Genomic DNA, 18,115 nt, shown 5'->3' with positions numbered 1-18,115 from the left:
GGGAAGGTCAGGCGGCGCGCAGCAGTGCGAGCGCGTTGCGGCGCACTCGACGATCGATCTCGCGGAGCTCCTCCGGCTCGATGCCGAGGAGGCGGCCGTCGCGCTTGCGGAGCACCCCGCCGATCAGCACCGTCTCGATCTGCTCGGCCGGCGGGGCGCCGAGCACGAGGTACGCGGCGGGGTCGGCGAGCGCGCCGTCGGGGTCGCGTGGTCGGATGACGACGAGGTCGGCGAGCGCACCCGGCTCGACGGTGCCGAGCCGATCGCCCAGGCCGAGGCCGTGGGCTCCGCCGACGCTGCCGGCCCGGAGCACCCCTTCGAAGGTGAGGGTGGGCGGGTCGAGCTCGGCATCGATCGGCATCCGGACGGCGTCGCGGAGCTCGGCACCGTCGTGGGCGGCGACCGCGAGGAAGATCGTCTTCAGCTCGGGCCGCAGGTCGAGCGGAGTGAAGAGGGCCGTGTCGACGCCGAAGCTCACCCGGACGCCGCGCTGCACGGCTCGCCGGGTCGGGGTCATCGAACGGCCGGAGAGCATCTCGGCGCCCGGCGTGACGGAGAGGACGGTGCCGGTCGCGGCCATGGCGTCGAGCTCGCGGTCCGTGATCGCGTTGGAGTGCCCGGAGACGAGGTCGGGTCCGAGGAGCCCGCGCTCGTGGAGACGGGCGATCTCGCCGGGCATGTTCTGGTGGAACGTCATCCGGGCGCCGATCTCCCGGGCGAAGGCGATCTCCTCGCAGACGGCGTCGAAGGTCTCGCCGCTCGGCGTCGGCAGGCCCAGACCGAGGTCGAGGAGCCGGGATCCCGCGAGTTTCGGCGCGCTGCGGAGCGCGACGAGCTCGTCGAGGCGGCGCAGTCTCGCGGCCTCCGCGTCGGGGTGGCCGACGCCCGTGTTCGTGCCCGAGTGCACGACGGTGCGGGTGCCGGCCCGGAGGTGGGCGTCGACGGCGGCCTCGACGTGCTCCGCGGTGGCATTGGCGCCGTGCAGGAAGTCGACGGCGCCGGTGACGCCGTGAGCGATCATCTCGTACGCGGCGGCGAGCGCGGCGTCACCGGTGTCCTGGGGCGTGTAGCCGTCACGGATGCGGTGGTAGACGCGGAGGTAGTTCTGCCCCCATTTGCGCTGCATCTCGGCCCGCATGGGGTACTGCCAGGTGTGCACGTGGGTGTCGACGAGCCCCGGTGCGACGATCGCGTCGTGCGCGTCGATCTCGAGGGCGCCGGGCGCCGCGATGTCCGGCGCGATGCGAGCGATCCGATCACCGTCGATGAGCACGTCGGTCTCGCGGAGCACGCTCGCCGCCGTGTCGAGCGTGACGACGGTGCCGCCTCGCAGCACGATTCTGCGATCAGTCATCTTCGACTCCCAGTGGTTTCGTGTGGGTGGGGCGCCGGCCGCCGACGCACAGGATCGTCGGCGGCCGGCCGGCTCGGCCCGGAGGTCCCGTCCGGGCCGAGCCACGGCGATGCCGGGTCCCGGCCGACACCGTCGTCAGCCGTTCCGCGAGGGTCCGCATAGTGGCTTAGCCACAATGCTAGAAGGTGCGCTCCGCGGTGTCAACCGGCACGCCGTCGTGCGCGGTCAACGGCCCTCGTAGGTGGCGATGGCGCGTCGACGGACCCGGGAGTTCAGCTCCGCGAGCTCCTCCGGCTCGATTCCGAGCAGACGCCCGTCGCGCTTCCGCGGCCGACCGCCGACGAGCACGGTCTCCACCTCGTCGGCCGGCGGAGCGCCGAGCAGCAGGTACGCCGCCGGGTCGGCCAGCGCAGGCTCCGGATCGCGCGGTCTGATGACCGCGATGTCGGCCAGCTGGCCGACGGCGACCACCCCCTGACGGCCGCCGGTGCCGATCGCGTAGGCGCCGCCCGCCGACCCCGCGCGCAGGACGTCCTCGAAGTCGACGGTCGCCGGATCGAGCTCGGGGTCGACCGGCATCCGGATGGTCCGGTACACGTCGTCCCCGTCCAACGTCGTCAGCGCGTTGAAGACGGCCTTCAGATCGGTGCGCAGATTCAGCGGGGTGAACACCGCCGAATCGACGCCGAAGGCCAGCCGGACCCCGCGCCGGAACGCCTTCCTCGTCGGCATCATCGTCTTGCCCGAGAGCGACTCGGACTGCGAGGTCACCGACATGACGACGCCGGTCTCGGCCATCCAGTCGAGCTCGCGCTCCGAGATGGGGTTCGAGTGCACGACGACGAGGTCGGGGCCGAGCAGGCCAGCCCGGTGCAGCGCGGCCACCTCGCCGTAGTCGTTCTGATGGATCGTGATCTGCAGGCCGCGCTCCCTGGCGAAGGCGAACTCCTCGATCAGCGCCGGCATCAGCTCGTCGGTGGGGTTCACGGTCGCGAGGGCGAGGTCGAGGGTGGGCGAGTCGAGCACCCGGGTGTCGACCCGGAGACGGTCCAGGTCCTCCAGTCGAGCTCGTCTTGCCGGCTCGCGCACGTCGTCCCTGGCGTCGGCGTTCAGCGTGAGGGAGTAGCCGAGCGCCACGCGCATCCCCGCCCTGACGTGCGCATCGACCGAGGCATCGAGGTGCGCCGGCGTCTGATTCGCGCCGTGCAGGTAGTCGAGCGCCCCGGTCACGCCGAGATCGAGCATCGCGTACGCCGCGCCGACCGTGGCGTCGTAGGTGTCCTGCGGGGTGTAGCTCGGGCGCATCCGATAGAGCTTCTCGATGTACGGCGCGCCCCACTTGCGCTGCATCGTCCCGCGCCACGGATACTGCCACATGTGGATGTGGGAATCGACGAGGCCCGGCGACACGATCGCCCCGGCGGCATCGATCACCTCCGCGCCCGGCGCGTCGAGCGCCGGGCCGATCGCGGCGATGCGATCGCCCTCGATCAGCACATCGGTCGCCTCGTGCACGGTCGCCTCGTCATCGAGCGTCAGCACCGTGCCGCCGCGCAACAGGATCTTCGTTCCGTCGTCCACGTGTTCTCCTTCTTCCTTCGCCCCGCGGCGTCGCGGGGAAGCGGTCGCCCGCCGGAGTCGCCGGGCGGTCGGGGGCGCGGACGGCGTCGCCGCCCGCGCCCCGCTCGGGTCACTCGGCGATGAAGCCGGCGAACGCCGGAGCCGGAGCGCCGGTCGCGCGGAACTCGAGGCCGCCGAGCTCGGCGCTCTGCGCGCTGATGTGCTGCGGCCGCGTGAGGAAGACGAGCGGGACGTCCTCGCGCAGGATCGCGTCGATCTCCGCATAGCGCGCCGCCCGTTCCTCCGGGTCGATCTCGGCGTCGGCCTCGTCGAGGAGCCGGTCCACCTCGGCGTTCGCGTAGCGCCCGTAGTTCGAGGGGTCGGTGCTCCGCACGAAGCGGTCGATCGTCGGGTCGACGCCGCCCGTCCACGTGCCGAGGTACAGGTCGAACTGCCCCGACTGCACGAGCTCGATCGACGCCGTCGACTCCTGGGGGTCGAGTTCGATGGCGAAGCCGGCCGCGTTGGCCATCTGCTGCACGGTTTCGGCGATCCGCCGGAACTCGGGCGAGTTGCTGAAGGTGATCGAACCGGCGACGGGCGTCTCGACCCCCGCCTCGACGAGGAGCTCCTGCGCCGCCTCCGGATCGGCCTTCGTGCACTCGAGCGTCGGCTCCGTCGTGAGCGGCTGCTGCGGGGCCATGAACCCGCAGGCCGGTGCGTACACCCCGCTGTAGACGACCGCGTTCAGCGCGTCGCGGTCGACCGCGAGTTCGAACGCCCGGCGCACGAGCGGGTCGGCCCATGGGGAGTCCCGCTCACCGGCGGGCTGCGTGGCGCCGGCCGTGTTGCCGATGTTGAACATGAAGTAGTCGTGGCCGGTGCTGGGGAACTGCGTGACCTCGACCGCCGGGTCGCCTTCGAGCGACGGCAGGTCGATGGTGGACACCCGGTAGATCACCTGGAGATCGCCGGACCGGAGGTTCGTCGTGCGAACGCTCGAGTCGGGCAGCACCCGGTAGACGATCTCGTCGAGGTGCACCTCGTCGGCCCGGTAGTACCCGGGGTCCTTCACGAGGGTCACGTTGTCCTGGGCGACGCGGCTGCCGAACTTGAAGGCCCCGACGCACACGGGCTGCTGCGCGAACGCGTCGTCCCCCGCGGCGAGCGCGGTGGGCGAGAGGGGGATGCCCGTCCGATCAGCGAACTTCGAGTAGAAGGCGCCCTCGGGCATCGGCCCGTCGAAGTCGAGCTCGAGCGTCTGCGCGTCGACGGCCGTGATGCCGGTCACGCGGGTGAGGTCCACCGCGCGCTGCGAGCCGAGCGCCGTCTGGTAGCGCTCGAGCGTCGCCCGGACCGCCTCGGCGTCCATCGGCGTGCCGTCTGCGAAGGTCACCCCCTCGCGGAGCGTGATGGTCGCCTTCGTGCCGTCCTCGCTGAACTCGGCGAGATCGGCGGCGAGCTGTGGGAAGACCTCGCCGTCCTGATCGAACTGGAACAGACGGTCGCACATCGACTGGTAGACGAGTGAACTGCTCAGGGTGACCGCGAACGTGGGGTCGAGATTGCCCGGGTCGCCGGCGAGCCCGAAGTTCAGCGTGCCGCCCTCGCGCAGCTCGGCGCTCGCGCTCGGACTGTCCGGCGTGCTGCCGCCGCCCGCGCAGGCCGTCAGCGCGAGCACGGCCACGGCGCCGAGCCCGACTGCGGCGAGGGCCGCTCGGCCGCGGCGGCGGCCGGAGGAGAAGTGAAACATGGTGACCTCTTTCGGAATGTGGGGCAGAATGACCTCGAGCGTTCCAAGGTGCACTCAAAGTGGCTTAGCCGCAATGCTAGGAACGACGGCTCGCGCCCGTCAAGAGGGAGTTTCCGGCGGGCGACGCCCGACGATGCGCGATGCGGCTGCGCCGAGGCATCCGCCCGCCGGACCGGCTCACTCTGCGACGAAGCCCGCGAAGGCCGGCGACGGCGAGCCGGTCGCGCGGAAGTCCAGGCCCGCGATCTCCTCGCTGTACGCGACGATGTGACCGGGCCGCACGAGGAAGACCATCGGGAGGTCCTTCCGGAGGATCGCGTCGATCTCCTCGTAGACGCCGCTGCGCTCGGACTGGTCGAGCGTGGAGCCGGCCTCGTCCAGGAGCCGGTCCACATCCGGGTTCGCATAGCGCGCCCAGTTCGACGGGTCGTCGCTCCGCACGAAGCGGGAGATCGTCGGGTCCAGGAAGCCCGTCCAGGTGCCGAGATACAGCTCGAAGTCGCCGGACTGCACGAGTTCGATGGACGCCGTGGACTCCTGCGGGTTCAACTCGAGTTCGAAGCCCGCCTCCCCCGCCATCTGCTGGATGAGCTCGGCCATGCGGCGGAACTCCGGCGAGTTGCTGAAGGTCACCGAGCCGCGGACGGGCACGGCGACCCCGCTCTCCTCGAGCAGCTCGGCGGCCAGCTCCGGATCGTGCGCGGAGCACTCCTGCAGCGCCGGCGTCGAGAGCGGCGACTGCGGAGCGATGAACCCGCAGGCCGGCTCGAACGCCCCGCCGTAGACGACGGTGTTCAGCGCCTCCCGGTCGATGGCCGCCTGGAAGGCCTCGCGCACGAGCGGGTTCTGCGCCCACGGCGTGTCCACGACCCCGGCCGGGCTCTCGGCGCCGTCGGTGTTGCCCATGTTGAACTCGATGTAGTCGTGCCCCTGGCTCGGGTAGGTCTGTACGGCGATCGAGTCGTCCGCCTCGAGCACGGCGAGATCCGTCGGGGAGACGCGATGCACGACCTGCAGGTCGCCCGAGCGCAGGTTCGTCGTGCGCACGCTCGAGTCGGGCAGGATCCGATAGACGACCTCGTCGAGGTGCACCTCGTCCGCGCGGAAATAGCCCGGATCCTTCACGAGCGTCACGCTGTCCTGCGCGATCCGGCTCTCGAACTTGAAGGGCCCGACGCAGACCGGCGCCTCGGCGAAGCCCTCGTCGCCGAGCTCGGCCACCGCGGTCGGCGAGACCTGGATGCCGGCCCGGCCTGCGATCTTCTCGTAGAGCGCCCCCTCGGGCATGGGCGTCGAGAAGTGCAGCACCACCGTGTGCTCGTCGACGACCTCGACCTCGCTGATCGGGCGCAGGTCGGCCGCCCGCTGCGAGCCGGGGAGCTCCTGGAAGCGCTCGATCGAGAACGCCACCGCGCTGGCGTCGAACGGGGTGCCGTCAGCGAAGATCACCCCCTCGCGCAGCCGCACCTCGGCCGAGAGGCCGTCGTCGGCGAGCACGGCAGGCTCGGCCGCGAGCTGCGGGAACACGGCGCCCGTGCTGTCGGCGTTGAAGAGCTTGTCGCACATGGACTCGTAGATGACGGAGCTGCTGAGCGTCACCGCGAGCGCGGGGTCGAGGTTGCCCGGGTCGGCGCCGATGCCGATGTTCAGGGTGCCGCCGTCGAGCAGCTCCGCCGACGGCGCGTCGGGCGGCGCCGCCGGCGAGGCGGGCGCGCAGCCGGCGAGCAGGAGCGCGCCGGCCGCCACGATCGCCGAGGCGGCGAACGCCCGCTTCGGGCGCGCGCGGAAGGGTGCAGGGATGTGCATGGGGGAGGTCCTAACGTCGTTGTCGGGAACAGAGGAAGCCTCACAGCATAGTGGGCTAGCCAGAATAGTAAGAGTTTCGGGCACGCTCGTCAATGGCATAGCCACTATTCCGGGATGCCGAAGCCGACTCCCGCACCGCGGTCACCGTGCCGCGGTCACCGCACCGATCACGGCACTCAGGCGCCGCTGTTGCGACGGCGTCGAGCGCCGATCACGATCAGTGCCCCGAGCAGGACGGCGATCGCCGCGACCGCTCCCGGAACCACGGGGAGATCCGAACCCGTCGCGGACAGCGTCCCGCTTCCGGCGGCGGGCACCGGCGCGGGCGTCGGGCCGACCGGTGTGTTGGTGATGGTCGACGGGATGGCGTCGGTCGCGGCGGTGAGGACGCGCGGCGTCGGATCGAGCACGTACCCGCCCGGCGCAGTGGTCTCGACGAGCGTGTAGTCACCGAGCGGCAGGCCGCCGAGGTGCGCATCGCCACGGGCGTCGGTGGTCAACGTGCCGACGACCGCTCCCTCGCCGTTCTGGACGCTGAAGACGGCGCCGCCCAAGGCCTTCGTCGGTTCGCTCGCGTCTTGCTTGTGGATGCTGATCCCGCCGAGCACCGCGGGCAGGAGCACGTTCGTGATCGTGAGCGGCACTGGAGCGGAATCGAACACGTTCGCCGCGCGGGGCGTCGAGTCGAGTTCGTACCCGGCCGGTGCGGAAGTCTCCACGATCGTGTAGGCGCCGAGCGGAAGGTTGTGGATCGCGGCATCCCCCGCCGCGTTCGTCGTCATCGTCCCGACGGTCGCCCCGGTGGAGTCGCGGATGTCGAACACGGCACCTTCGAGGGCGTTCGACGGGTCGCTGCCGTCTTGCTTGTGGATGAGCAGGCTGCCGCCGACGGCCATCTTGTCGACGACCCAGGGCGCTTCCGCCGCGAGCAGCTTCGTTCCATCGGAGACCTTGACCGCGGAGATCGCGATCTTGTTCCAGGTGGTCTCCCCGCCTCGGATCGCGGACCCGTCCGCGAGCGTGGTCGGGGCCTGCATCGTCCAGGTGAACTCGAAGTTCTCTCCCGGGGTGACGACGGCGTTCCCGGCATCGAACCGGACGGAGCGGATCGCGGCCCAGTCCGTCACCGCGGCCGCACTCACCCACGACGGGTCCTGAGCGCCCCCGCAGAAGAACGGTGCGGTGTGCCCGGGCGTGTTGTCCATCTCGGGACGGCACGGGTCGGGGTTCGTCGAGTAGGTGGCGGTGACCGGGCTGCCGGCGGTGTCGATCGGCCCGGTCATCGCCGGCGTCCAGGTGTTGCCACCGGCGGGCTGGTCGTCGTATCGACCGTTGGTGATGCCGTGGTTGTCGGGCAGCGGCAGCAGGTCGTACGCGATGATGTTCGTGAGGTTCTGGTTCCCGAAGTTCCCGAGCTTCGCGCGATAGGACACGGTGCCGCCGGGGGTCGACGTCCCCGACTGGTCGGCTTGTCCCGGAACCTCGGCCGAGTCGAACCAGGTCCCGCCGTCCTGATCCCCGCTCACCTGCTTGGTGATCCACGCTGCCGACGAGTTGGCGACGGTGAAGTCCGCCGCGGCATCCCTGGTCTGCTCGATCGTGTTCCCGTTCTCGTTCACATCCCGCACGTCCGCGACCCAGCCGGCCGTCTGCGCGGTCGGGATGATGCGATCGCGGTCATACGCGTAGACGAGGTTGCCGCGGTAATGGTCGTAGTCGCTGCTGGTGTTGCCGGTGTACTCCCCCGCGGCGACGCCCGGGTTCACGGTCGTGTCGTAGGTGTAGCTGCAGGCCGGGCCGAACGGCACGAACACCAGGCCGGTGACCCCCTGTTTCAGGGTCCACCGCACCAGGGTGCGGGTGCCATCGGCTCCGGGGACCCCGCCGGCATAGGACGGGGTGACGGTTTCGTCGAAGTCGGCACCTGCGGGACAGTTCGCCGTGTTGCTCGCCGACGAGGTGAAGGTCCCGGAGACATACGTGAGCTGGTTCGGCAGCAGGTCGTAGAGGTCGGGTCGCCAGTCGGTGGTCTCCGTGCTGTTGCTCAGGTCCAGGCGGAACCGCACGGTGCCGCCGGGTGCCGCCGACGCCGTGAGGTCGGCCTTGCCCAGACCAGGTCGAGGCGTGGGCACGGTGCTCGTTCCCGTCGTGCCGCAGGAGTCCACCGGGGTGAAGTCGCTGCCGGGGACCCCGATCGTGAAGCAGTTCGTGATCTGCCCGCCGGGCGGCAGCTCGTCCGGGTTCACGGTGACGTGGATCTCCGGGTTCACGTTCGCACCGACCGGGATGCCTTTCAGCAGCAGTGCCACCGTGATCACCCTGGGCTTCCCAGCCGGGACGGCCACTGCGGCTCCCGAGTCGAACGGCAGCGTATCGCTCGAGTTGTCGGCGTAGGTGAACGTGACCGTCGAGCCGGCACCGATGAGGAAGCTGTTGTATCCGCGTGCGACGAAGACCGTGTCCAGGCCGACCGGGACCTGATCGGTCATCGACATGTCGACCGAGACATTCGACCGGTTGATCCCCTGCAGGATCCAATAGTTGTCCTGCCCTGGCGCCATCTCGGACCCGGTCTTCGTCCCTGCGACGTCGTAGGCGGGCGCAGCATCGACGATCTCCGTGGGCGCGGACGCCGTCTTCGTTTCGACCGTCCCGTCGATCCGAGTCCCCGTCGCTGACGCCGTGTTCGTCACCGTCGTGCCGACCAGGCTCGCGTCGAACTGCACGGTCACGCAGAGATCGCTGGAGGTGGAGACCTGCGGGAGGGTCCAGGTGAGGGTGTTCGTTCCTGCATCGAAGACGCCGTCGTTCGTGGAGCTCACATAGATGGCTCCTGCGGGCAATGGATCCGTGACGACCACGTTGTTGAACGCCAAGGCACCATGGCTGGCGGGCTCGTCAGGGTAGGTGACGCCGTAACTGATGCAGTACTGGTAGTTCTCCATCGGATTCGATTGCTGCGCTCCACTCTTCGAGAGCACGAGGTCGCTGCTCGCGTCGAGCTGGATCGTCGCGGACTGCTGGAGATCGGTCTCCCCCGGCTGCGACACCGTCATCGTCGTGGTCTGCGGGCCCGGCAGGGTGACGTAGTTGGCCGTCGGCCAGGAGATGTTCAGCTCGCTCGTCACCCCGGGCGCGGTCGCGGAGTAGACGATGTCGATCGTCCCGTCCGCGTTGGCGACCACGCTCGAGACACCGGGCGGGTAGGGCGACGCGACGGCACCGACGCCCGAGGCCCCCGCGGGCTTCGAGAAGTGCAGGGTGACGTTCTGACAGCTCGCCGGAGCCGAGCAGCTCAACTGGGCGTCATAGACGAGCCGATCGCCCGAGTAGACCGGTGACGTGACCGCGGAGATGTTGGTCGCCAGATTCGGGTTCACCGCAGCGGCACCCATCGGGGCCGCGACCGCGAGCACCGCAGCGAGTGCGACGGTGCACGCGATGGCCAACCGTCGGCGAAGGCGAGTCGGTGCGGACGCGCTCGTCATGAGTACACCCGAGATATCTGTGGATCCCTCATCTTTGCGATCGTCCTCTCAATCGGCGATCCGCGCAACGGTCAATTTGGGCGAGACGAGAGGAGTGCGAGCGACGACGCCCGGAGGAACGAAGAAGGCCACCGAGATCCGGTGGCCTCCTTCGTGTGCGAACTCTGCTCGGGATCCGCGAACGGCACGTACCGAGTTCGGCGATCATCCCTGTGGTGGTGGCGAGTGAGGGATTCGAACCCCCGAATGCTGAGCAGTCTGATTTACAGTCAGTCACAGTGGACGCGACTGGGACTCGCTTGGAGTCGCTCCGGCCCGTAGTCACGCGGGACTAGGGGCCGCTACTACGCTCACCGACTCGCGCTAGATCGCATCGAGCCTGTCTCATAGGGTGCAGGATACGGTGCAGCGGATCGCCCCCGCCACGCGAGCTCGAGCAAGTCGGCTGCCGCTCGCTTCCGCTCCTCAAGCGCGTGCGCGTAGACCTTGATCAACGTCTTGATGTCGGCGTGCCCGAGAATCTCCGCGACGACAGTGAGGTCGATGCCAGCTGCGATCATTCGAGATGCAGCCGTATGTCGAGCCGTGTAGGGCTTCGCATGCGGGAGCCCCGCGAGTTCGACCAAACGGGCCCACTGCTGAGAGTCGCCCGAGGGAGTGATCGGCCGACCCGGGCGACGCGCCGATGTGAAGACGAATGCGTGGACCGCTTCGGCGGGCTCGTCTTCATCGCGCCAGTCCTCCCACCGGCTCGCCCGGCTCATCTCGGCAAGCTGTAGTTCGCGGTGCTCGCGGAAGACATCGGCGAGGTGTCCTGGCAGCGGCAGCTTGCGATACTCGGGCGCCGACTTCGAGTCCGTCTTCGTGTACTTCACGAGTCGCAGCCGCTTCTCGACCGTCTGGATCTGCTGCTCAATACGGATCGAGCCCTCGGCGAAATCGATATGTGGCCACTCGAGCGCGAGCGACTCGCCGGGGCGTGGCCCGAGCTCGAGAGCGAACGTCCATCGCGCTTTCGATCTGGAGTCCTCCAAGACGGTGAAGATGCGGGCGAGATCAGCATCCGAGAACGGGACCACTCTCTTGCTCGCTGCGACAGGTGGCGAGACGACCATCTTCGCTGCGTTGTATGGGACGTGCCCACGCTTGTGCGCGAGCGTCAGCGCGGCCCGGATGATCGAGTGCAGCTGGTAGATCGTGGCACCCGAAAGCGGCTTCCGACGCAGCCCGTCGTAGGCCTCCTCTAGGTGCTCGGCAGTGAGCTTGGCGAGGGTCACGTCAGAAAGCCACGTAGGAAGGTAGTCATCGATGATCGACTGGTAGCCAGCGTGGGTCTTGATCTTGTGTTTCTCTTCGGTGGCCTTCATCCAGTGCCCGATCCACGCGCCGAGCTTGGGCGATCGTCCCACCGTGATGATGCCGTTGTCGCGTTGGTTCTTGATCTCGCGGAGCTTCTGAGCAACCTCGGTCTTCTTCGATCCCGAGGCGTACTTGCGGCGCCCGTTGATTGTGACGTAGCCGCGATACCCCGTGGGCGTCTTGAAGATGCTGCCATCACCTTTGGCCGCTCGACCCATAGTGGAACTCCCTCTGTTCTAGTACGCCGGCGCGGCGGCGAGTGTGGCTTGCCCGACGCCCATCTTCGGAAGCGCATACGTCACGCCCCGCAGGCGAGTGAGGCAGTAGGTCTCGAATATCTCAACGAGTTCGGCCGTCACGCCGAGCTCCTCCGCCAGGTGGTGCTGGTCGGGATTGACGCGCTCCAAACCTGCGTAGTCGCGCGCGTTGATGAGGAGCCGGGCGGCATAGATCTTCGCCTGCCGCTCTGTCGATGCGTTGCTGCAGGTGTGGCCATAGTGGGCGTGACCGAGCTCGTGGGCGACGACACTCCGACGCTCGATCGGCGTGAGGCGCATGTCGAAGTAGATCCTCGCCTCATCCGGCGCGTAGTACCCGAGCGTGTCGTCGGGTAGATGAGCGCAGTGCAGACGGAGCCCCATCGAAGCCGCCACCCGGACCAGTTCACGCATCCAATCTCCTACTCTGCGTGCGGCACCTGGTCGGCGCGACGCGTCCCCTTCTTCGCGATGAGATCCACGTCCTGCTGGGTCAAGTGCCCCGTCGCCACGTCGAAGTCCTCGTCGGCGAACTCATCATCCACGGGTGCGCCGACAGTGACAGCGCCAGCACGAACCGCGTTGCCAAGGGAACGGAGCACGGTGTTGACCGCTGCCTCGCGCCGCGCCTCCGGGATCGCCTCGATGAGGGAGCCGATCATCGTCAGCCAAAGCTCCGTGCGCGGCGAGTAATCCGGATCTGGCCCGATCCCGAAGACGCGCATCACGCGGTCGAGCACATTCGCCTGCGGCGTTGTCGCCCCACTCTCGAGGTTGTTGACCGTCGCGCGTGATACGCCGGCAGCCTCCGCGAGCTGTGCCTGTGTCATTCCAGCTTCTTGTCGAAGCGCCTTGACGTTTGCTGCCAAATTCGCCCTGTCAGTCATGGACAAGTTCGCGAACTCTTTTTTTGACATGCCCCGAGGCTACAACCCTTGACATTCCGCATGTAATCTCGTGATGTATTTGACATGAAGTCAGTGATGCCCCTGAGTTCTTGACTTGATCCGCTTGCCACAATGTCAAAGATTGCCTAAGCCTTTGACATGCCAGAACAACCAGCAAGCGCCGGGGCCTCGATCCGAGCGTTGCGGAAGCTGGCCGGGATGACTCTCGCCGAGACGGCAAGCCCGGAGGCGCACCATGATCACCCTCACCGACCACGTCACCCTCTGGCTCGAGCAGGACTGCCCCGTGCGCCTGTACTGGCGCGAGCAGCGGTGGCGCGTCACCGACACCCCGACCCCGATCTACGCCGACGCCGACGCCGACAACGTCCCGCCGATGATCACCCACCCGGGAAGGGTGCGTGTGGGATGGACGATCACGATGTGCAGTGCGGGTGGTGAGGCCCTGAGGGCCGCCGTCGTCCGTGACTTCGATGAATCGCGCTTGGTTCCTCTGCCGTAGTTCCTTGACCCTCGAATGAGGGTGCGCCACCCATCCGGGGCTCTGTCATGCTCGATGGGATGCCCACGTACCCGTCGATGAAGGCGAGCAAGCTGTTCACCTTGCTCGGCCGGGAGCTCGGATACCAGGAGGTACGCCGCCAGGGCTCGCACAGGACACTCGAGGCGACAGGAAGACCGACGCTAACTTTTGCGTTTCATCAAGGTGTGGAGATTCCTCCAGGCCTCGTGCGTAAGATCTTGACAAAGGACGCTCAGCTGACCGACGAAGAAGCGGCTGCGCTCCTTGGATTGAGGAGCTAAGTGATGGACACCGTCAACGTGACGTACCACCGTGAGCCAGGGGCATGGTGGGCGGACTCTGACTCGATGCCCGGGTTCTCAGCCCTTGCTGCGGATTTCGCTTCGACCCGAGAGCTCGTCCGTGAAGGCCTCGCCAACGCCGGCCTTAGCGGTAGGTCCCTTGTAGAGCGACTCGAGGATGGCGCAGCGCTCTCGTCGCCTTTCGCTCACATTTCCTCTTCAAACGCTCCCGTCAGAGCATCAGCGCCAGCGAGAGCCTCGCGGCACGGCGCCGCCATTCGCGAGCCGGAACGGGCAATCTGGTGAGTGACATCGCGCAGGCGGCAACGGTCAACATCGTTCTCGCAGATTTTGCCAACAATGATGCGGGTGGCAAGGGCAACATCATCGGTGCCGGCATCACCCTTGTAGGGTTCGATTTCCAGCAGGGTGTGACCTCGAAGTTCGCGATTTGGATTTCGGTGAGAATTCCTATCGAGTTCTGTCCGGCCGAGTTCCCGCTGGAGATGGCAATCGTCGACGCAGACGACAATCTTGTGTCCCTGCCCGGGCCAGCAGGCGAGTCCCAGCCATTGCGAATTGCCCAAATCGTCTCCGTTGAGCGCCCAAACGTGCAAGTGCCAGCTGCTCTCAGGGATCACGTCGGCGGCCAAATCCAGTTCGTCTTCGACTTCAACAACGGCTTGCCCCTCGCGCCGAACGGGCGCTACGAGGTCCGGGTCCGTCTCGACGGCGACGACTCGCGCACCTGGAAGTACTCGTTCGCGGTGGTTGGCCAGGCTCCCGGCCCCGTCGTCGGTTGACGTCCATCGTAGTTGTCGGTTCCCGACGGCGCCTCATGGCCGCCCGACGTGCACTCGTCTAAGTAGCGGCCCAGACATAGAACCGCCCCGGCATGGCGATGCCGGGGCGGTTCTCGTCTAGGCCCAGGGGCTCGGGTTGTAGATGTCCCAGGGCCAATCGAAGCTCGCAAAGTAGCGCACCAGGGCGGAGGATTGGGCGGTCGCTGAGAAGCACACCGAGATGCTCTTCGCGGCCACACCCGAGATCGCACACTTCACATGCGACTGGTACGTGGTAGTCGAGGAAGACGGCGTCTGATCGACGCCGACCAGCCTCTGCGAGTTGCCGGTGTTGTTGACGATGGTGGCCGCCTGGACGTAGTTGCCGCTTCGGACGACGCACACCTGAAAGTAGACAGCGCCATCTCGTCCGGTCGCACTGCATGACCAATTACTCGGGATCGAGAACGAGGAGCCGTTCGGACTCCAGCTTCCGGTACCTTCCGCCTGCGCAGGCTGCGCACCGAACAGCGCCTCGAGCGCAGCATTCGCCGCCAGGTAGTCGACTGGGCCTGCCACTGCGCACCCACTGAGCTACGCGCTAGTCGGTGATGGTTGGCCAGAACGACATCTGGATGCCGCGCGACGGGTTCAATGCCCACACCGCTGTGAGCCCTCCGAATGTGCCGTCCTGAGCCCCCAGGCTCTCGTCCAAACCCTGGGTAATCGTGTACTGGTCGGCGCTCTCTGCGACGAGCTCGTTGAGGAGGCACTTCCACGCGTCGCCGGATTCATCCTGGCTCTGGTCGTACTCGAGAAGCCCATCGTCCGCCACTGCTATCCCGGAGCCGCTGCCACCGCATGTCTCCGCTGCAGCCGCGGTTGACGGAGCAGAGCTGCAGCCTGCGAGAAGTAGCGCCGTGAGCCCCAACGGAATCACTCCCAAAGCACGAGACACGCGCACAGCCTATCCGGATATGCAGCCCAGGATCGCCGCCCAGTTCACGGGCCAGGCAGTTCGAGTAGAACTAGGGCATGCCAACACGTGACGAAGCGCTCGCGGCCGCAGCCGATGCTTTCCTCGACGTCCTCGATGAGATAGCGGAGGAACGTGCCCTCAGTGACCCAAGCGGCGATGAACCCATGAGCCCCCCACCCTCCTCGAACCCCGCAGCCCAGTTGCCCACGAAGTGGATGTCGCCCCAGCAGGTCGTGGAGCACGTTCCCGGCCTCACCGTGCGGCACCTGGAGTATCTGCGCGGCGCGAAGCGGCCTCCGCGCTACTACAAGCCGACCGAGCGAACCGTCATCTACAACGTGGACGACATCGATGAGTGGGTGCGCATCAACGCCATCGATCCGGCGCGGCCATAGGGTGCAACATACGGTGCAGACGGCTCAGGGCCTCACGCAGGTCGATCGCGTGAGGCCCTGAACATCCGCGTCATTCCGCGGGAGTGGCGAGTGAGGGATTCGAACCCCCGAATGCTGAGCAGTCTGATTTACAGTCAGATCCCTTTGGCCGCTTGGGTAACTCGCCATGTGCACCCGACCACGTTCTGCACACAACCGGGGGCCTCACAAGGATACTCGGACCGTGCCCGCTGGCGAAATCGAGTCGGAAGCCGGTCGCATCGCCCGGGGTGCGCCCGGGTCAGCGGGACTCCCGCCACCAGGGCAGTTCGTCGCCGTAGTCGCGGGTCGCGTTGAGATCGCGGGTGTCGGCCGCGGCATCCGCCTCCGCCCGCGCCGCCATCTGCCCGGCGGAAGCCGCGTCGTAGGCGGCGAGTTGGCCGACGCGCGTCGGGTCGTACTCCGGCATGGGGAAGTCCGGCGGATGCATCCGCCCGCGGAGACCCGCGCGCTGGATGACCCGCTGGATCGTCATCCCCCGCTCATCCGGCCGCCCGACGAAGCGGATCTCGCGGAGCCCCTGATCCTGCGCGGCCGACTCGAAGATGAAGTGCCCGTAGCCGATGATGCGCCCGACGAACGGCGTGTGCACGGAGATGTCGAGGATGCGCGAGAGCGGCATGGTCGCGATCCGCTGGGACAGGATGCCGTGCACCCGGAAGACCCGCATGTTCGTGATGACGAAGCGGTCCATCCGGAGGCCGAGGTAGCGCCAGAGGCCGTGCAGCAGCAGCCCCAGCGCCACGAGCAGCGGGATGAAGTACAGCGCTTTCGGCAGCACCGCGAGCAGCAGGAGCACCGGCAGCGCGGCGATCATCTCGAGCACGCAGCCGACCTTCGCGGCCCAGTGCTTGCCGACCTCGTCGATGATCACCTCACCGTCGTCGGCGATGAGATGCCGCTCGACCTTCGGGTCGAGGCCGAACACGCTCACGGCAGCATCCGCCGAGGGCTCAGGAGGCGAGCGAGGTGAAGAACCGGCCGACCCCGTCGACGGCGGTGGCGACCCCGTTCACGGCGCCCTGTACGAGGTTCGCCGCGTCCTCGGGCCGGCTGATCATGTAGAAGAGCGCGAACACGACGACGAGCACGATGACGAGCGGTCTGATCCACTTCACGCGGGCGATCCCTTCGATCGGAGTCCGCCGACGTTTCTACCCCACCCGAACGGGGGCCGCCACCGTGACACGCGGACGGGGGCCAAGATGACCGTCTCCGACCGCTGCGGGTACGGTGCTGTGATGCAGCTCACGCGCGTCCGCATCCACCCGGTCAAGTCGTTCGCCGGATTCGACGTGCCCCGCGCGACCGTGCTGCCCTGGGGGCTCGCCGGCGACCGCCGCTGGGCCGTGGTGGACCCCGACGGTGCGTCCGTCACGGCACGCGAGGAGAACGCCCTGCTCGGGCTCGCCGCGACCCCGCTCGCCGACGACGCGCTCCGCCTCGGCGCCGAGCACGATGCCGGCAGCCTCCTCGTCGCCGCCCCGCGCGACGTGGCGCCCGTTCCGGTCGGGCACTCGCGTCAGGGCACGGCGCTGCCGGCCGGCGAGGCGGCGGATGCCTGGATCAGCGCGCGCATCGGCCGGCCGCTCCGGCTCGTCTGGCAGCCGGACCCGACCGCGCGCCCCGTGAAACCGGACTACGGCGGCCGGCCGGGTGATTCGCTGACCCTCGCGGACGCCTCGCCCCTGCTCCTCGCGAGCGAGGCCTCCCTCGCGCTGCTGAACGAGTTCGCCGCGGCCGACGCCGTGGAGCGCGGCGAGGACGCGCCCCCGCCGCTCGTGATGGAGCGCTTCCGGCCGAACCTCGTCGTCGACGGCGAGACGGCGTTCGCCGAGGAGACGTGGGCCCGGGTGCGCATCGGCGAGGTCGAGTTCCGCGTCGAGGGCTGCTGCGACCGCTGCGTCATGACGACGGTCGATCCCGACACGCTCGTGCGCGGCAAGGAGCCGATCCGCACCCTCGCCCGGCACCGCCGCCGCGAGGGCAAGACCTGGTTCGGGGTGCGCCTGGTTCCGGTGCTGGATGCCTCGGCCGGCGACACGGTCGCGGTCGGCGACGCGCTGCACGTGCTCGGCTGAGGCGCCCCGCCGTGCGGCCCTGGTTAGACTGGCGGCATGGCAGATTCGACGTTCGACATCGTCTCCAAGGTCGACAAGATGGAGGCCGACAACGCGGTCAACCAGGCCCGCAAGGAGCTCGAGCAGCGCTACGACTTCAAGGGCGTCGGCGCCTCGGTCGAGTGGAGCGGAGAGAAGATCCTGCTCAAGGCCTCCTCCGAGGAGCGCGTGAAGGCGGTGCTCGACGTGGTGCAGTCGAAGTTCATCAAGCGCGGCATCACGCTGAAGAGCCTCGACGCCGGCGAACCCTACGCCTCGGGCAAGGAGTTCCGCATCGAGATCGCGCTGAAGCAGGGCATCGACCAGAAGGCGGCCAAGGAGATCGGCAAGATCATCCGCGAGCAGGGCCCGAAGACCGTGAAGTCGCAGATCCAGGGTGACGAGCTGCGCGTGTCCTCGAAGAGCCGCGACGATCTGCAGGAGGTCATCCGCATCCTGAAGGGCGCCGACCTCGAGGTCGACCTCCAGTTCGTCAACTTCCGCTGAGCACGGGCCGGCGCGCGAGCGGTGG

At 68.1% G+C, this 18,115-nt stretch carries 18 protein-coding genes and 1 tRNA gene; 6 read left to right on the top strand and 13 right to left on the bottom strand.

Annotated features, from left to right (window positions below; all coding sequences use genetic code 11):
• Positions 1-7: 7 nt before the first annotated feature.
• From M3147_RS11005 to M3147_RS10970, 8 genes are all read right to left on the bottom strand, one after another.
• Positions 8-1,354 carry an amidohydrolase family protein gene (locus tag M3147_RS11005; RefSeq protein WP_251203516.1) on the bottom strand — a complete coding sequence of 449 codons (1,347 nt, stop codon included), beginning with the start codon at positions 1,352-1,354 and terminating at the stop codon, positions 8-10.
• A 225-nt stretch (positions 1,355-1,579) separates the two neighbouring features.
• Positions 1,580-2,935: an amidohydrolase family protein gene (locus M3147_RS11000; protein ID WP_251203515.1), complete on the bottom strand. Its 1,356-nt coding sequence runs from the start codon at positions 2,933-2,935 to the stop codon at positions 1,580-1,582.
• 109 nt (positions 2,936-3,044) lie between these two features.
• Positions 3,045-4,667, bottom strand: a complete 1,623-nt coding sequence (locus tag M3147_RS10995; protein ID WP_251203514.1) for an ABC transporter substrate-binding protein — start codon at positions 4,665-4,667, stop codon at positions 3,045-3,047.
• A 177-nt stretch (positions 4,668-4,844) separates the two neighbouring features.
• On the bottom strand, positions 4,845-6,473 hold the full coding sequence (locus M3147_RS10990; protein ID WP_251203513.1) for an ABC transporter substrate-binding protein: 1,629 nt from the start codon (positions 6,471-6,473) through the stop codon (positions 4,845-4,847).
• 176 nt (positions 6,474-6,649) lie between these two features.
• On the bottom strand, positions 6,650-9,961 hold the full coding sequence (locus M3147_RS10985; RefSeq protein ID WP_251203512.1) for a SpaA isopeptide-forming pilin-related protein: 3,312 nt from the start codon (positions 9,959-9,961) through the stop codon (positions 6,650-6,652).
• Between the two features lie 350 nt (positions 9,962-10,311).
• A complete protein-coding gene (locus M3147_RS10980; protein ID WP_251203511.1) occupies positions 10,312-11,538 on the bottom strand; it encodes a tyrosine-type recombinase/integrase in 1,227 nt (408 codons plus the stop codon).
• 18 nt (positions 11,539-11,556) lie between these two features.
• Positions 11,557-11,991 carry an ImmA/IrrE family metallo-endopeptidase gene (locus tag M3147_RS10975; RefSeq protein ID WP_251203510.1) on the bottom strand — a complete coding sequence of 145 codons (435 nt, stop codon included), beginning with the start codon at positions 11,989-11,991 and terminating at the stop codon, positions 11,557-11,559.
• Between the two features lie 8 nt (positions 11,992-11,999).
• The gene (locus tag M3147_RS10970; RefSeq protein ID WP_251203509.1) at positions 12,000-12,494 is read right to left on the bottom strand and encodes a helix-turn-helix domain-containing protein; all 495 of its coding nucleotides are present in this window, start codon (positions 12,492-12,494) and stop codon (positions 12,000-12,002) included.
• A 226-nt stretch (positions 12,495-12,720) separates the two neighbouring features.
• Here M3147_RS10970 and M3147_RS10965 point away from each other — a divergent pair, with 226 nt between their 5' ends.
• The 3 genes from M3147_RS10965 (at position 12,721) to M3147_RS10960 (ending at position 14,092) form a co-directional block, all read left to right on the top strand.
• A complete protein-coding gene (locus M3147_RS10965; protein WP_251203508.1) occupies positions 12,721-12,987 on the top strand; it encodes a hypothetical protein in 267 nt (88 codons plus the stop codon).
• Between the two features lie 47 nt (positions 12,988-13,034).
• Positions 13,035-13,289 (top strand): type II toxin-antitoxin system HicA family toxin, encoded by a 255-nt coding sequence (locus tag M3147_RS19630; protein ID WP_368859830.1) that lies wholly within the window; start codon positions 13,035-13,037, stop codon positions 13,287-13,289.
• Between the two features lie 302 nt (positions 13,290-13,591).
• A complete protein-coding gene (locus M3147_RS10960) occupies positions 13,592-14,092 on the top strand; it encodes a DUF6941 family protein (RefSeq protein WP_251203507.1) in 501 nt (166 codons plus the stop codon).
• A 117-nt stretch (positions 14,093-14,209) separates the two neighbouring features.
• Here M3147_RS10960 and M3147_RS10955 read toward each other — a convergent pair whose 3' ends face one another.
• Positions 14,210-14,650, bottom strand: coding sequence for a hypothetical protein (locus tag M3147_RS10955; protein WP_251203506.1), 441 nt, complete (start codon positions 14,648-14,650; stop codon positions 14,210-14,212).
• 22 nt (positions 14,651-14,672) lie between these two features.
• Positions 14,673-14,906 (bottom strand): hypothetical protein, encoded by a 234-nt coding sequence (locus M3147_RS10950; protein WP_251203505.1) that lies wholly within the window; start codon positions 14,904-14,906, stop codon positions 14,673-14,675.
• Between the two features lie 200 nt (positions 14,907-15,106).
• Here M3147_RS10950 and M3147_RS10945 point away from each other — a divergent pair, with 200 nt between their 5' ends.
• On the top strand, positions 15,107-15,445 hold the full coding sequence (locus M3147_RS10945; protein ID WP_251203504.1) for a hypothetical protein: 339 nt from the start codon (positions 15,107-15,109) through the stop codon (positions 15,443-15,445).
• 84 nt (positions 15,446-15,529) lie between these two features.
• Here the strand turns inward: M3147_RS10945 and M3147_RS10940 are convergent.
• The 3 genes from M3147_RS10940 to M3147_RS10930 form a co-directional block, all read right to left on the bottom strand.
• Positions 15,530-15,611: transfer RNA gene (locus M3147_RS10940), tRNA-Tyr, on the bottom strand.
• Between the two features lie 114 nt (positions 15,612-15,725).
• Positions 15,726-16,418: a PH domain-containing protein gene (locus tag M3147_RS10935; RefSeq protein ID WP_251203503.1), complete on the bottom strand. Its 693-nt coding sequence runs from the start codon at positions 16,416-16,418 to the stop codon at positions 15,726-15,728.
• Between the two features lie 19 nt (positions 16,419-16,437).
• A complete protein-coding gene (locus tag M3147_RS10930; RefSeq protein WP_251203502.1) occupies positions 16,438-16,602 on the bottom strand; it encodes a hypothetical protein in 165 nt (54 codons plus the stop codon).
• Between the two features lie 123 nt (positions 16,603-16,725).
• On the opposite strand from M3147_RS10930, the gene M3147_RS10925 reads away from it, so the two are divergent.
• Positions 16,726-17,565 (top strand): MOSC domain-containing protein, encoded by an 840-nt coding sequence (locus M3147_RS10925; RefSeq protein ID WP_251203501.1) that lies wholly within the window; start codon positions 16,726-16,728, stop codon positions 17,563-17,565.
• 36 nt (positions 17,566-17,601) lie between these two features.
• Entirely contained in the window at positions 17,602-18,090 is a 489-nt protein-coding gene (locus M3147_RS10920; RefSeq protein WP_251203500.1) for a YajQ family cyclic di-GMP-binding protein, read from the top strand.
• The last annotated feature ends 25 nt before the right edge of the window (positions 18,091-18,115 follow it).

Source organism: Agromyces mediolanus (assembly GCF_023715325.1).
Lineage (GTDB): Bacteria > Actinomycetota > Actinomycetes > Actinomycetales > Microbacteriaceae > Agromyces > Agromyces mediolanus_A.
Note: the sequence above shows the minus strand (reverse complement) of the source record. Positions and strands in the feature narration are given on the sequence as shown.